Below are 13,983 nucleotides of genomic sequence, written 5' to 3'. Positions count from 1 at the left end.
CGGCAGTTCGCCGCCAGGTTGAGCAAGGCGAGCTCGAATTGATCGCGGTCGAAACACACGAACGTCGCGCCCGGCAGGGTTTGTATCGAAAGCCGCACATTCTCGGGTAGAAGCTGGCGAAGCATGGGCTGGACATCGCCCAGAGCCTCGACGACATCGAACGCTTCCGCCTTTGTTGCCTCCGTACGGCTGAAATCGAGGAGCTTGCGACTGATGTTCGCGCCGCGTCGCGCCGCCACCTCCACGCCTTCCAATGCCTCGCAGAGTGCCCGTTCGCGTGCGGTCGCCGGCGCGTGGCTACCAGGGCGTCGACACTCCCGCGCGAAGCCCAGGATCACACCCAGGATATTGTTGAAGTCGTGCGCCGTACCGCTGGCGAGCTGGCCGACGACGCGCATCTTCTCGAGATGCACGACCTGGCGCTGGGTCTTCTCACGTTCGACGATCTCTGCCGCAAGTCGATCCCCACGATTTTCAGCCTCGGTGAGGCTGTCGCGGATGGTCTTTACCGCCTGGTCGAGCAGCGCCGTGATGACGAACAGATTCGCAGCGACATTCGCGATCGGGCGATAGTTGAAGCCGTGCTGCCCGGTTCGGTAGAAATGGGCGAACGAGTCCGCGCAAGTGCCGAGCGTGAAGTTCACGATCGTTACGCCATACACGATCCACAGGGCCTTCCGGCCAAGCAGCAGGGCCGCAACGATCAACAGGACATGAGCGTAGTCTTCTCCGGTGATGCTCCCGAAGGCCAGGTAGCTGACGGTCAGGAGCCCCAGCATCGAGCCCAGGTACAGTCGGACGCCCTCTCGAAAGCGCCCCTTCCGCACGAGTATGAACGCGGCGATGCAGGCGGTGGCGATGGCGACGTCGCTGGCGAAGTCGATATACATACCGACGCGGGGCCAGGGCAGCACGCGGCCCCACGCTTTGGCCAGGTACTCCCGCTGCACATCCGCGTTGATGTACCGGGACGGCTCGCGGGTAAAGATGGTGACGCTGAAGCACACGAGGAACAGCTGGAAGAACGCTCCGTTACGCCGGTCGATCTCGTTCGGCGTGGGGGTATGGCTCAGCCAGTGCCAGATCCGGTTATGCATCGCTCCATCCCTCAGCCCGAAACCCAGACGTAGCCCTCACCGTGTACGGCGGTCACGGGAAGCGGGACATCGGTCGCCTGCCTCACCTTCCGCCTGAGCCGGTGCAGCAGGTTGTCGAGGCGATGCAGGTCGAAGTCATACACCTCGGTCGTCAACGCGCGCGCCAGCGTCTCGCGATCCACGACGTCATCGTGGTGCTCGAGAAGGCAGGCCACGAACTTCCGCTCCGATTTCGTCAACAGGATGGCGGCGCCACCCGGGTCGACCAGTCGCCAGCCTTTCGGGTCCAGTGACCAGTGGGTTGGCTTCAGCATGGGAGCGGGCGCATCCGCGCCCGCGGGGATGCGGCGGGCGAGGCTTTGCAGCGTGGCGACCAGCACCTCGATTTCGACCGGCTTGGTCAGGTAGGCATCGGCGCCTTCGCTGAGACCCCGTACGCGGTTCGTCGTGTCGTTGCGGCCGGTGAGCATCACGACGCCAATCCCGGGCCGTAGCATGCGGAGCCGCTGGGTGACGGCGAAACCATCTTCGTCGGGCAGGCCGACGTCCAGGACGACGATATCGAACTCGGCCTCGCCAAGCCGCTGGTAGAGTTCGGCGGCGGTGGTCAGGGGCTCAACAGGCAGCCCGTAGTCCGCCAGCTGCGGCACGAGGATCCGGTCCCTGAGGACCAGGTCGTCCTCCAGGAGCGCGATGGCCAGACTGCCGTTTGGTGCCCCTAAGCGGCTCATACGTGACCGGTCCCTTAACAACGACGTCGTGGAACCCCCGGGCTACAACTCCCTCATGGAGCCTAATATAGGCGCAAGCCCTTGAAAAGACCGGGTTGGTGCGCCGTCACGCGACGGTTGGCAGCTGGAAATGAGAGAAATGGGGAGAACTCGCGATATGTCGAGCGTGAGTCCCACGCCCGCTATCCCTACGATTCGCCGCTTACCGACGCACACCGCGCCGCGCCAGCTTGCTGTCTCGAGGGGAAAACGAATGGTCCGTTCTTCTTCCATGCCCGATCAAGCGCCTTTGCCGCAGGCAGGCATCACCTGCCTTCCCCTGGATCGCATCCAGGACGTGACCCCGGATCACGCCGGCCTCCGCGTCTTCGTGTTGCCCGGGCCGTGCGTGATCCAGCGCGAGGTTGCTGGCCTGTGGCTCGATGTCCGCGTGATGTACCGCGGCGGCATCGTGGTCACCCGGCTGCCCGGGCCGCTCCGCGTCACCGGGCACCGCGAGCCGGAAGGCGTCGTGCTGGGGATCGACGCCGGCCTGGCCGAGCATCGGTTCGACGCCCTGGTCGCCCGCCTGGACAAGGCCGCCGTGCTCCAGCTGGATGCCGATTCGGTGATCGATAGCCTGGTGCATGTGCTATCGACGGCGTCGCGGGTGTTTGCCCCTTGCGTGCGTGAGCCGATCGTCGAGGCCATCTCGCTGCGCCTTGCGGTGCTTTCGCGTCGTGACTCGGTGCTGCCGCCGAGCCGGCAACTTCCGCTGCCGACGTGGCGGCTCCGCCGCGTTACCGAGCTTGTCAGCGAGCGCCTGGACGGCGCCATCGGCCTGGCGGACATGGCGAAGGCCGCGGGCCTTTCCCCCATGCACTTCGCCGCGCAGTTCAGGGCGGCGACGGGCATGCGCCCGCACCATTACCTGCTGGCCCAGCGTATCGACCGCGCGAAACACCTGCGGGAGAAGACGAGCGATACGATCATGGATATCGCGATCGCCGTGGGATTCCAGACCCAGGGCCACTTCGCCACCGTGTTCAAGCAGCACGAAAGCGTGACGCCACGGGAATGGCGCGGTGCACGCGGGATGCGCGCGCAGACGGCGCATCGCGTGCGTACGTCCGTGCAGACGCGCCGGGGCGGCGACCTCCCGGCGGAAACCTCGAGGAGGAGCCGCCGGGTTTAGTCCCGCCATGAGGCAGGAGTGCGCCTGCGGTCAGGCGCGCATCGGCGCGTAACGCTCCAGCCAGTGCGCGTACGAAGGCGGCAGCGTCCACGACGGGCGCGGCACCTCGAGCGCCATGGCCGCCTTGTACGGCCAGTGCGGGTCGGCGAGATGGGCGCGGCCGATCATCACGAGATCCATCTGGCCATCGGCCACCACGCGATTGGCGGCGTGCGGGTCGTCGATGCCCCATGCGGAGGCGACGGCGATGCCGGCTTCGCGCCGTACGCGCTCGGAAATCGGGCCGAGGAACGCGGAGCCCCACGGGATGTTCGTCTCGGGAATCGTAAAGCCGACGCTGACGTTGAGCAGGTCGAGGCCTTCGCTACGCATCTTGCGCACCAGTTCGATCGATTCCGCGAGGGTTTCCTCATCGCGGCCGTCGTACTCGAGCACGCCGAAACGCGCGGTGAGCGGCAGGTTCTCGGGCCACACGGCGCGGACGGCGGCGAGCGTTTCCAGCAGGAAGCGGCCACGGTTCTCCGCGTTGCCGCCGTAGATGTCGTCGCGCTGGTTGGAATGCGCGGAGAAGAAGCTCTGTGCGAGATAGCCATGCGCGAAGTGCAGCTCGAGCCATTCGAAGCCGGCTGCGCGCGCACGCTTCGCGGCGGCGACGAAATCGGCCTTCACGCGGGCGATGTCGTCGAGCGTCATGGCGCGGGGAACCCTCGGCAAGCCCTTGCCATAGGCGATCGCGGACGGACCGATGGTTTCCCACGCACGCGGATCGGCGTCGTCGATGTGGTCATCGCCTTCCCACGGACGCTGCGCGCTCGCCTTGCGGCCGGCGTGGGCGATCTGGATGCCCGGCACCGCGCCGGACGCCTTGATCGACGTGGCGATCTTCGCGAGGCCTTCGACATGGGCGTCGTCCCAGATGCCCAGGCAGGCCGGGGTGATCCGGCCGTCCGGCGAAACACCGGTCGCCTCGACGATGACCAGCCCCGCACCGCCACGGGCGATGGCCGGGTAGTGCACCTGGTGCCAGTCATTGGTGAACCCGTCTTCCGCGCGGTACTGGCACATCGGCGGGATGGCGATGCGGTTGCGGAGCGTGATGTCCTTCAGGGTGAAGGGGGAGAACAGAGCAGACATGGCTGAGCCCAGGGGGAAGCAGGGAAGGGAGCAGACGATAGGGGAGAAGAGCTATAATGAAAAGAACCGCGACCTAATGGTTTCCATAAGAATTCATTATGCTAAGTCCCGCCTGGCTCCGCTCGTTCAGCACCCTTGCCGCCGAGGGAACGTTCACCCGCGCCGCGGAATCGCTGGAACTCACCCAGGCTGCGGTCAGTCAGCACGTCCGCCATCTGGAGGCACAACTGGGGCCGTTGCTCATTCGACGGCCGCGCGGTATCGAACTCACCCCTGCGGGCCACGCCCTGCTGGCTTACTGCGAGGAGGTGGAGCGCGCCGGCCGTTGCCTCGCGTCTCGGCTCACCGATGCGGATGCCGTGAGGGGCACGGTCTCGATCATTACCCCCGGTAGCGTGGGTCTCTCTACGTATCCACGGCTGCTCGATATCCAGCGCGAGACGCCAGGGCTGGTCGTACGACACCGCTTCGCACCGGAAACCGAGGTGGTCGAGGCGGTGCTGGATAACCGGTACGACATCGGCATCGTTTCCCGCCGCCCCGACGATAACCGCTTGGCGGCCGAGCCGTTCTGCGAGGAAGCGCTCGAGCTTGTCGTACCCGCGGGTGCCGAGGTCGACGGGTGGGATGACCTCGTCCGGCTTGGCTTCATCGACCACCCTGACGGACATGCGATGGCGACCCGGCTTCTAAGCCGCCGCTACCCCGGCAAGCGAGGCCTGGCGGACATCCCGGTAACAGGCTTCACCAACCAGATCGCGTTGATCCTCGAACCGGTGGCGCGTGGCCTTGGCTTCAGCGTCATGCCGCGTCACGCGCGCCGCGCCTTTGCCCGCCCGGAGGCGATACGGGTGTTGGGCGCCGACCAGGCCGTGGTCGAGACGCTGTGGCTGATCCATCGGGCGGAGTGGGCCTTGCCGAGGCGCGTGCGGCATCTGGTGGACGAACTGCACCAGCGCCTGGTCAAGGACAACTGATCCGCGCGAGAGCGCCGTGCGTGCCCGCCGGTGCGCTCGCATCGCCCGGTCCACGCCAGTACCTCTGCGCAAGCACTGGCGCAGTTGCGATGGATTCGGCCTTCTGCAACGATGGCCACGGCCATGGGTGTCAAGGCCGCTGGAACAGGGCCACAGGGGGGGGAAGGGATGATTCGTCGAACAACGACGTCGCTCGCGCTGTGCGCATGGTGCTTGGTGCCTTGCGCGTCGGCGTCAGAGGTCACGTACTTTTACACCGATCCGCAAGGTAACGTACTCGCCACGGCGGATGCGCAAGGCAATGTCCTCACGACGCGGGACTAGCACCCTTACGGCGCCGATGCCATGAGTTCACCGGCGTCTGGTCCGGGTTACACCGGGCATATCGAAGACGCTGACGTGGATCCGCCGCTGATCTACATGCAACAGCGCTACTACGATCCGGTAGCGGCCCGCTTTCTGTCGGTAGACCCGGTTGGGGTCAGGGAAAACCCCGAGATCCATTTTAATCGGTATCGATACGCAAACGGGAACCCGATATCCAACGTGGACCCAGACGGTCGACAGTCATGGTGCACGCCGGGCAATTGTGGCGCGCAGTCATATCTTAGCGCTGCGAATCGCGCCCAGTATTTGCGTGAGAACTACGAGATGGTTTTCACGGTAAAAGGCGCCTATGGCATGGGCGTCGAGACCAACTTTAATTTCGGCCAGGGGAATCTTGAAGTCAACTATCTCCCGGCAGCAAAGGGGCTATTCATGGCTCTCCAGCTTCAACCCAAGGACAGCTTGACGTTCAACATTGTCGCGCATCCGGTCCCCGCTCGCTTTGCAATGACCATGACGGCTCTTGAGATCGGAGCCGTCGCTTCAGCAGGCGTTGATGTGAAGTTCGATCCGGGCGGCAAGGTGGAGGTGCAGCCTAAAGGTGGCGTCGGTGTAGGAGCATGGCTGCAAGTTGCACCAGCGATCAACGTCTTCAACTGAAAGCTACCACCGCCGCCCCCGCCGCCGCCTGCGCCCATTTATATCTTTGATCGCAATGATACTGCTACTCGTGGCGCCGATTAGGAGTTTTGATGCACGCTGAACAGCAGCCACTGTTTGCGCTCGCAGTCGCGTACGCATTTGTTTATTACCTCCAGGCGATAGTCCTGATACGGCGTATCCGCCGTGTTGATTCCGAGGTCGGGACAAAGTGGGGCGCCACTCGTTTCGGTGACGCCAGACTATCGGGCGCTCTCATTTCCGTCGTGTTCGATACTGACCTTCCCAAGAGGGAGTACGTACGATCCTTGCGCTGGCACGTATACGGCTGTCGGGCGATGTTCGTGACTGTTCCGCTGGCCCTTGTTGCTGCAGTCGTTGTTCCCGCCTTGGGCCGAGGCTAGCCGGTCACGCATCCGTGGCTGCGCTGGCAACCCGGCACATGCGGCCGCATCACCAGCCGCCCACGGTCAAGGCGTCTCCGCCTTCGCCGCATGGCTCATGCTGGCGCCGGGCAGCTTCTGGGCCATGTCCAGATGCTCTTTCAGCGTGGGCAGGGTCTTCGTGGCGAAGGCCTTGAGCTCCGGATCCTTGCCGCTGGTGCTCTCCTTCGCGAACAGCGCTACTGCCTTGCGGTGGTCCATGACCATCTTCTGGCCGAAGGCCTTGTCGAAGTCGGCACCGGATTTCGCACCGATTGCCTTGCTGGCGGCTTCATCCTTGCTGGTGGGTGAGGTCGAGACCTGCAGCCCCTTCGTGTCGGCGATGCCCTTCAGCTCGGTGTTGGCCTTGCCGTGGTCCGTGACCATCTGCTGGCCGAACGTTTTCACCTCGCTGGACTGGCCCTGGCTGGCACCCATCTGGCCCAGCGCGACTTCGGCCAGGCCGGCCGCGCTGGCTTCCTTGACGAAGGCTGCGTCCGCGGTGGGTGCGCCTTTGGCGGTGTCCTGCGCCGCCTGGGCGGCAAACGGCATGGCGGCGACCAAGGCGATAGCGAGTAAGCGGCTTGCGGCGTTCATGGGTGCACTCCGGAATGGGGTGGGTCCTGTGTCGCACCGCCGTCATCAACGGGGTGTGCAACGTGGGGCCAGCGCACCGTCACAAACGTCTGCGTGCAACTTCAAACGGATGTTTGTTCCACCATCACATTCCTAGGACTACTATTTGCACGTACGGGCCGAATATGTGCCCGGTTCCTCAAGAATCTGCGAAGGAAGCCCCATGTCCGTTCACCTGGTTGCCGCGCTCGACGAAAACTTTGCCATCGGCAAGCAGGGCGGATTGCCCTGGCACCTTCCCGACGACCTCCGTTATTTCAAGACGCTGACCACGGACAAAGCCGTGCTGATGGGCCGCAAGACGGCGGAGTCCATCGGCCGTGCACTGCCGGATCGCGTGAACTACGTGCTCTCGAAGAAGGGCGAGGCGCCGTATCCCGGCCAGATCACCGTGCGCTCGATCCCCGAGGCGCAGGCGAGTTGCGGCCACACCGGCCTCATGGTCATCGGTGGCGGCGAAGTCTTCCGCGAAGCCCTCCCGTATGCACGCACCCTGTACCTCACCTGGGTGTATGCCGCCGTGGACGGCGCGGACGTGTTTTTCCCGGGCATCGATTTCAAGGAATGGACGGAGGTCTCGCGCGTCAAGCACAAGGCGGACGCCGAGCACGCGCACGCGTTCGACATGGTCGAATACGTCAGGAACGTCTGATGCACGTGCTCGCCGGCGTCCTGATGGACGGCGCCGGGCGCATCCTCATCGCGCAACGCCCGCCGGGTAAGCATCTGGCGGGCATGTGGGAGTTCCCGGGTGGAAAGGTCGAGCCCGGCGAGGAGCCGCTCGCTGCGCTCGAACGTGAGCTCGATGAAGAACTCGGCATCGCGGTGGACCCGCTTTCGTTCGAAGAGTTGATTCGCGTTCCGTGGAACTACGGCGAGCGAGGCATGTTGCTGCAGGCCGTGGTTGTGCGCGCCTGGAGCGGCGAGCCACAGGCACTCGACGCGGCGGCCATCGCCTGGCACCTGCCCAACGACATCGATCCGGCGCTGCTGGCGCCCGCCGATCGGCCGATCCTGGCTGCGCTATGGCTACCCGAGCACTATCCGATCACACCCACTGAAGCTTCGGTGGCCGAGGCGACGACGCTGGTGCGCGCAGCGCTGGCGCGTGGTGAGCGGTTGCTGCAGTGGCGGTTGCCAGGCGTTCCCGTCGAAGAGGCTCGAGCGGGGGCTGCCGCGTTGCTGCCGGAGGTGGCGCGCTTCGGCGCTCGCCTGGTGCTGAACCGCGATATCGAAGGGGCACGTGCGCTGGGAGTCGGTGTCCATCTTTCGGCGGCGCAGCTGCATGAACTGAAGGAACGCCCGTTACCTTTGGGCATGCTGGTCGGCGCCTCCTGCCACAACGCCGAAGAACTCGCGCTCGCCTCGGGCTTAGGCTGCGACTTCGCGACGTTGTCGCCGGTCGAGGATACCGCCAGCCATCCGGACGCCTCGCCGCTCGGCTGGCCGCGCTTCGCCAAGTGGGTCGAGAACGCATCGCTGCCGGTGTATGCGTTAGGCGGCCTGGGCCCGGCGGATGTGCCGATGGCGCGGATGCATGCGGCGCAGGGGGTGGCGGGCATCAGGGGCTTCTGGAGCCGCTGAGGCGAGGTTCTGGTTGGCCTTGTTGATTGACCTTACTGTGGGAGCGCGCTTGCGCGCGATGGGGCGTGCCGCGAGCACCCATCGCGTGCAAGCACGCTCCCACAGCACGCTCCCACAACGGCTAGGCCTTGTTCTTCAGGCGCGCGACCAGTGCGTTCAGCACCGTCTGCGTTTCCTGTGCGAAGAAATCATCGATGAAGCCCGCATCGAGCAGGCCGGTGGTGTCGCCCCATACATCCAGCAGGTCGGCGCGGGCGATAGCGCGCGTGCGCAACATGGCGTGCGGCGGCAGCTTCAGCAGGTCACCCAGCCAGAGCACCGAGCGCTGCACCACCTGTTCCACCGCGGCGAGCTCATCGACGAGACCGATGCCATGCGCGGTTTCCGCGTCGACCATCGCGCCGGCGATTAGCAGGCGTTCGGCGCGATACGGCCCGACGATACGGCGCATCGCGAACTGGATGGGCTCGGGCACGGAGAGGCCGACCTGCACCTCGTTGAGGCCGATCTTGTAGACGCCGTGCGCCATGATCCGGTAGTCGGCGAACAGCGACATAACCGCGCCACCGGCGGGGCTGTGGCCGGTGAGTGCGGCGACCACGGGCACGGCCGAAGCGGCGATGGTGCCGCAAAGGGCGAAGAAGTCGTTCCAGAACGTTTCGACACCGGCCCTGTCCAGCGCGAGCAGGGCGGGGACATCAACGCCCGCCGAGAACATGCCCTGCGCCCCGGAGAGGATGATGCCGCGTGCCCCGTTGACGGGAGCCTCCGCGATCGCGTCGCGCAGCGCGCGGACAAGCGCGGTGTCCAGCGCATTGACTGGCGGCCGCGCCATGCGGATCTCGAGGATGTCGCCGTCGTGGGGAAGGATATCCAGCATGTGCGTGCCTCGGTCGGTTAGTTGGGCCGGAGATCGGCGTCGATCCACGTGTAGCGTACGGCGAAATCCAGGTTGATCTGGCCATGCGCCGGCACGTCGACCTTGAACTCAAGCAGTTCGGGCGTGTTCTTCGACGGCTTCACCGAGGACGACACCAGGCTCCACGCACGCCAGCGGTAGGGGCGCTCGCGCACGGTGATGACGCGGCTGGTTTCGCCGGCATTCGTGAGGGTGATACGGGTGCCTTCGTCGATCTGGTGGGGCGCGGCGGTGAACGACGTCTGCTCGCGCTTCGCGCGCAGGTCGAAGGCGTTGCCAAGCGCGATCGTAGCGTCCTGGCCCTTGGGCGTGTCCGCCACGCGGCCTTCGCCGAGCAGTTCGGCGTTGCCATCGCGGTCCGTCGTCAGCACGCGGACGTACCCGGCCGGCAGGCTATCGAAGGCCTTGAACCTGACGCTGGTCGTAACGGGCACGCCATCGCTCGGCGGCAGCCCATTGTCCTTCTCGACGACCGGCGCCTGCACGAAGAAGCGCGTGCCGTTGTCGTAGACGGTCTCGCGCTCGCATGCCAGCTGTCGGCTGTCGTAGAGCGGTGCCTGCGTGACGCTGCCATCGGGCAGGTCGACGGCATGGGGCAGGGTGTACGTCCGCAGGTCACCCAGCGTGTCCTGGCTCATGCCTGCGTCCGCCTTCATGGCCATCATGGCGACGGGCGCGCGCGCGGCATACATGCGCGGCTGCGGCGGCGCCTTGGCGCGTTGGGCATCGCCCGCGATGAGCTTCAGCGACACATCCTTCCAGTCGCGGCCGCTACGGTTGGCGATGCTGGCGTTCGCATCAAAGGCCATGTTGCAAGCCGTTCCGCTGGCCAGGGTCGCGACATACGCGCCGCGCCAGCCCAGGCCGGAGGTAGGGTAATCGAGCTGCGCCGTGGTACGCCCGGCGCTGCCGCCGTCGATGCGCACCTGGAGGGTCGAGCCTCTGGCGATGTCGTCCTGGCTGCTGGCACGCAGCGCGGCGTAATCGCGCACCAGCGTCACCTGGCCGGAGGCATTCCGGACGACGAGCGGCGTGCCGCCCTGCACGAGCGTGCCCGACGCGAGGCTCTGGCCGCTCGTGCCCACCACGTCGACCTGCTGGCCCACGAGGCCCGCGACGGCGCTGTCGAAACCCTGGCCCAGGAGCAGGCGCTGCGATACCACGCGCGTGCCCTTGCCGGGGAAGCGCAGGGTGAGGGCTTCGCTATCGAGCGCGGAAGGCAGGCCGCCGATGGAAAGGTCCTGCGTGCCGCCCTTCAGGTCGAATGCGCGGCGCTCATGGACGACGGCATAGCCATCGCCGGAAACGGCTTCACCGTTCGTTTGAAACAGCTGGTCGCCGTCGGCGCGGTAGAGGGTGAGGGCGGTACGTTCGTCTGCCGCCAGGGCGGGCAGTGCAACGGCACAGGCGATGGCCAGGGCAAGGGTGCGGCGCATGGGTGACTCTCCGTGTAGATCGCTTGCGGATCATACAGCGGTCCCATGAACGCATTCTGTGCTGTGTAGGAGCCCACTCTGTGGGCGACGCCGTTCGCGAGAGAGCCCCGGCGCCCTGTGGACGACATCGCGAAGGATGTCGCCCACAGGGTGGGCTCCTACCCAAACCGGTCAGGCGTTGGCGGCGTCGCGGATAGCCTGCGGCAGGGCGACCGGGCGTCCCGTCTTCGTGTCGATCCAGACCATCGTGACGCTGCCATCCGCGTGGATGCGGGTAGCGTCTTCGCTGTCGACGATGCGGTGGCCTACCGTCATCGAACTGCTGCCGATGCGGTTCACGTACAGCTCGATCTGGATATCCGCCGGCCATTCGATCGGCAGGCGGTAGTTGATCTCGCTGTGCGCCATGACCGGTGCGGCCTCCGGGCTGTACCAGGGGTCCGGCAGGTTCATGAGCCACTTCAGGCGCGCTTCCTGCAGGTACACGAGGTAGTTCGCGTTGTTGACGTGGTTGTAGGCGTCAAGGTCCTGCCAGCGCACGTCCATCGGCGTGATGAAGATGGGGTTCGGCGCGGGCGTCTGTGCGGCTTTGGTGGTCATGCGGTCTTTTTCTTCTTCGCGGCCGGGGCCGCCTTCGTGGTGGCTTTCTTCGTGGCTGCCGGTGCCGCCTTCGCAGGCGCCTTGCCGGTGGCTTTCTTCGCTGCCGCGGCGGCCGGCGTCGCCGGAGCGGCCGTCGGCTTCAGGTGTGGCAGCAGGAAGCGGCCCGTATGGGATGCCTTGGTCGCGGCGACCTTTTCCGGGGTGCCGCTGACCAGGATCTGGCCACCGCCGGCACCGCCTTCCGGACCGAGGTCGACCAGCCAGTCGGCGGTCTTGATCACGTCGAGGTTGTGCTCGATCACGACCACGGTGTTGCCGTGCTCCACCAGCGTGTGCAGTACCTCGAGCAGCTGCTCGATATCGTGGAAGTGCAGGCCGGTGGTCGGCTCATCCAGGATATACAGGGTGTTGCCCGTGTCGCGCTTGGAGAGCTCCTTGGAGAGCTTCACGCGCTGCGCTTCACCGCCCGAGAGCGTGGTCGCGCTCTGGCCGAGCTTGATGTAATCCAGGCCCACCGCACGCAGCGTTTCCAGCTTGCGCGCGATGACCGGCACGTTCTCGAACAGCTTGAACGCGTCTTCCACCGTCATGTCGAGCACGTCGGCGATGGTGTGGCCCTTGTAGAGCACTTCGAGCGTTTCGCGGTTGTAACGCTTGCCGTGGCACACATCGCAGGGCACGTACACATCCGGGAGGAAGTGCATCTCCACCTTGATCATGCCATCGCCTTCGCACGCCTCGCAGCGGCCGCCGCGAACGTTGAAGCTGAAGCGGCCCGGCGTGTAACCGCGCGAACGCGCCTCGGGAACCTGCGAATACAGGTCGCGCAGCGGGGTGAACAGGCCGGTATACGTGGCCGGGTTCGAACGCGGCGTGCGGCCGATCGGCGACTGGTCGATATCGACGACCTTGTCGAACAGGTTCAGGCCTTCGATGGACTCATAAGGTGCCGGCTGCTCGCTCGCGCCATTCAGTTCCATGGCCGCGATGCGGTAGAAGGTGTCGTTGACCAGGGTGGACTTGCCCGAGCCAGACACACCGGTGACGCAGGTGAACGTGCCCACGGGCACGCGCAGGTCCACGTCCTTCAGGTTGTTGCCGGTGGCGCCCTTCAACTCGACCCACTGGCCTTCCTTCGCTTCGCGACGCTTCTCCGGCACCTTGATGCCGCGCTCGCCGCTCAGGTACTTGGCGGTCACCGAGTTCGGCGACTTCATCACCTGGTCCAGCGTGCCTTCGCCGACGATGGCGCCACCATGGACGCCGGCACCCGGGCCGATGTCCAGGATATGGTCGGCCGCGCGGATCGCATCCTCGTCGTGCTCGACCACGATCACCGTGTTGCCGAGGTCGCGCAGGCGGGTGAGGGTGCCAAGCAGGCGCTCGTTGTCGCGCTGGTGCAGGCCGATCGAGGGCTCGTCGAGCACGTACATGACACCGACCAGGCCGGCACCGATCTGGCTGGCCAGGCGGATACGCTGGGCTTCGCCGCCCGAGAGCGAATCGGCCTGGCGATCAAGCGTCAGGTAGTTGAGACCCACGTCGTTGAGGAACGTCAGGCGCTCGCGGATTTCCTTGATGATCTTCACCGCGATCTCGCCGCGCCAGCCGGTGAGCTTGAGCGTGGCAAAGAACTTCAGCGCGGTATCGATCGCGAGGCCGGTGATTTCCGGGATCGCCTTGTCGGCCACGAACACGTTGCGCGCCGACGGATTCAGGCGCTGGCCGCCGCAATCGGGGCACGGGTGGTCGGCGATGTAACGCGCCAGCTCTTCGCGCACCGCGGTGGATTCGGTTTCGCGATAGCGGCGCTCGAGGTTGTTGATGATGCCCTCGAACTTGTGTTCGCGGGTGACCTTGCCGCCACGGTCCGTGATGTAACGGAACGGGATCAGCTCCTTGCCCGAGCCGTAAAGGACGGCGTTCTGCTGGGCCTTGGTGAGCTGGCGCCACGACGTCTCCGGGTCGAAGCCGTAGTGCTTGCCCAGCGAGATGATCATCTGGAAGTAGTACGCGTTGCGACGGTCCCAGCCACGGATGGCACCGCCCGCGAGGCTGAGCTCGGGGTGGCCGACGACGCGCAGGGGATCGAACACCTGGGTGACACCCAGGCCGTCACAGGTGGGGCAGGCGCCCACGGGCGAGTTGAACGAGAACAGGCGCGGCTCGAGCTCGGGCAGCGAGTAGTCGCACATCGGGCAGGAGAACCGCGACGAGAACAGCTGCTCGGGGGCCTTCGCGTCATCCATGTCGACCAGGATGACGATGCCGTCGCCCAGGCGCAGG

12 protein-coding genes and 1 pseudogene are annotated in these 13,983 nt (G+C 65.7%); 5 read left to right on the top strand and 8 right to left on the bottom strand.

Annotated features, from left to right (window positions below; genetic code table 11):
* Together ACTHLF_RS11385 and ACTHLF_RS11380 are read right to left on the bottom strand one after the other, a co-directional pair.
* On the bottom strand, positions 1-1,097 hold a 1,097-nt coding region (locus ACTHLF_RS11385), incomplete at its 3' end, for a sensor histidine kinase (protein WP_440327457.1).
* An 11-nt stretch (positions 1,098-1,108) separates the two neighbouring features.
* The gene (locus tag ACTHLF_RS11380; RefSeq protein ID WP_440327456.1) at positions 1,109-1,828 is read right to left on the bottom strand and encodes a response regulator transcription factor; all 720 of its coding nucleotides are present in this window, start codon (positions 1,826-1,828) and stop codon (positions 1,109-1,111) included.
* A 253-nt stretch (positions 1,829-2,081) separates the two neighbouring features.
* Between ACTHLF_RS11380 and ACTHLF_RS11375 the strand changes: the two genes are divergently transcribed.
* Positions 2,082-3,002: a helix-turn-helix domain-containing protein gene (locus tag ACTHLF_RS11375; protein WP_440327455.1), complete on the top strand. Its 921-nt coding sequence runs from the start codon at positions 2,082-2,084 to the stop codon at positions 3,000-3,002.
* Positions 3,003-3,032: 30 nt separating this feature from the next.
* Here the strand turns inward: ACTHLF_RS11375 and ACTHLF_RS11370 are convergent, their stop codons facing one another.
* Positions 3,033-4,136, bottom strand: a complete 1,104-nt coding sequence (locus ACTHLF_RS11370) for an NADH:flavin oxidoreductase/NADH oxidase (protein WP_440327454.1) — start codon at positions 4,134-4,136, stop codon at positions 3,033-3,035.
* A 98-nt stretch (positions 4,137-4,234) separates the two neighbouring features.
* Between ACTHLF_RS11370 and ACTHLF_RS11365 the strand changes: the two genes are divergently transcribed.
* Together ACTHLF_RS11365 and ACTHLF_RS11360 are read left to right on the top strand one after the other, a co-directional pair.
* A complete protein-coding gene (locus ACTHLF_RS11365; protein WP_440327453.1) occupies positions 4,235-5,113 on the top strand; it encodes a LysR family transcriptional regulator in 879 nt (292 codons plus the stop codon).
* Positions 5,114-5,452: 339 nt separating this feature from the next.
* Positions 5,453-6,100 (top strand): annotated as a pseudogene (locus ACTHLF_RS11360) (RHS repeat-associated core domain-containing protein); the annotation flags it as partial.
* 470 nt (positions 6,101-6,570) lie between these two features.
* On the opposite strand, the gene ACTHLF_RS11355 reads toward ACTHLF_RS11360, so the two are convergent.
* The gene (locus ACTHLF_RS11355) at positions 6,571-7,119 is read right to left on the bottom strand and encodes a DUF4142 domain-containing protein (protein WP_440327452.1); all 549 of its coding nucleotides are present in this window, start codon (positions 7,117-7,119) and stop codon (positions 6,571-6,573) included.
* A gap of 202 nt (positions 7,120-7,321) precedes the next feature.
* Between ACTHLF_RS11355 and ACTHLF_RS11350 the strand changes: the two genes are divergently transcribed.
* Positions 7,322-7,810: a dihydrofolate reductase gene (locus ACTHLF_RS11350; protein ID WP_440327451.1), complete on the top strand. Its 489-nt coding sequence runs from the start codon at positions 7,322-7,324 to the stop codon at positions 7,808-7,810.
* Entirely contained in the window at positions 7,810-8,742 is a 933-nt protein-coding gene (locus tag ACTHLF_RS11345; protein ID WP_440327450.1) for a Nudix family hydrolase, read from the top strand. The genes ACTHLF_RS11350 and ACTHLF_RS11345 overlap by 1 nt, the downstream gene beginning before the upstream one ends.
* Positions 8,743-8,863: 121 nt before the next feature.
* Here the strand turns inward: ACTHLF_RS11345 and ACTHLF_RS11340 are convergent, their stop codons facing one another.
* The 4 genes from ACTHLF_RS11340 to uvrA all read right to left on the bottom strand — a co-directional run.
* Entirely contained in the window at positions 8,864-9,622 is a 759-nt protein-coding gene (locus ACTHLF_RS11340; RefSeq protein WP_440327449.1) for an enoyl-CoA hydratase/isomerase family protein, read from the bottom strand.
* Between the two features lie 17 nt (positions 9,623-9,639).
* Positions 9,640-11,097 carry a DUF4139 domain-containing protein gene (locus ACTHLF_RS11335; protein WP_440327448.1) on the bottom strand — a complete coding sequence of 486 codons (1,458 nt, stop codon included), beginning with the start codon at positions 11,095-11,097 and terminating at the stop codon, positions 9,640-9,642.
* A 171-nt stretch (positions 11,098-11,268) separates the two neighbouring features.
* Positions 11,269-11,697, bottom strand: a complete 429-nt coding sequence (locus tag ACTHLF_RS11330; protein WP_440327447.1) for an acyl-CoA thioesterase — start codon at positions 11,695-11,697, stop codon at positions 11,269-11,271.
* The coding region (gene uvrA / locus ACTHLF_RS11325; RefSeq protein WP_440327446.1) for an excinuclease ABC subunit UvrA at positions 11,694-13,983 on the bottom strand (2,290 nt) is incomplete at its 5' end. The genes ACTHLF_RS11330 and uvrA, both read right to left, overlap by 4 nt.

Origin of the sequence: Luteibacter sp., from assembly GCF_051958795.1 — a bacterium.
In the GTDB taxonomy this organism is placed as follows: domain Bacteria; phylum Pseudomonadota; class Gammaproteobacteria; order Xanthomonadales; family Rhodanobacteraceae; genus Luteibacter.
The sequence above is the reverse complement of the archived record's forward strand: the minus strand, read 5'-3'. Positions and strand labels throughout refer to the sequence as shown.

Coding starts and splice junctions, on each gene's coding strand:
- ACTHLF_RS11380 (WP_440327456.1), bottom strand. CDS start 1,828: ATGAGCCGCTTAGGGGCACCAAACGGCAGTCTGGCCATCGCGCTCCTG.
- ACTHLF_RS11375 (WP_440327455.1), top strand. CDS start 2,082: ATGGTCCGTTCTTCTTCCATGCCCGATCAAGCGCCTTTGCCGCAGGCA.
- ACTHLF_RS11370 (WP_440327454.1), bottom strand. CDS start 4,136: ATGTCTGCTCTGTTCTCCCCCTTCACCCTGAAGGACATCACGCTCCGC.
- ACTHLF_RS11365 (WP_440327453.1), top strand. CDS start 4,235: ATGCTAAGTCCCGCCTGGCTCCGCTCGTTCAGCACCCTTGCCGCCGAG.
- ACTHLF_RS11355 (WP_440327452.1), bottom strand. CDS start 7,119: ATGAACGCCGCAAGCCGCTTACTCGCTATCGCCTTGGTCGCCGCCATG.
- ACTHLF_RS11350 (WP_440327451.1), top strand. CDS start 7,322: ATGTCCGTTCACCTGGTTGCCGCGCTCGACGAAAACTTTGCCATCGGC.
- ACTHLF_RS11345 (WP_440327450.1), top strand. CDS start 7,810: ATGCACGTGCTCGCCGGCGTCCTGATGGACGGCGCCGGGCGCATCCTC.
- ACTHLF_RS11340 (WP_440327449.1), bottom strand. CDS start 9,622: ATGCTGGATATCCTTCCCCACGACGGCGACATCCTCGAGATCCGCATG.
- ACTHLF_RS11335 (WP_440327448.1), bottom strand. CDS start 11,097: ATGCGCCGCACCCTTGCCCTGGCCATCGCCTGTGCCGTTGCACTGCCC.
- ACTHLF_RS11330 (WP_440327447.1), bottom strand. CDS start 11,697: ATGACCACCAAAGCCGCACAGACGCCCGCGCCGAACCCCATCTTCATC.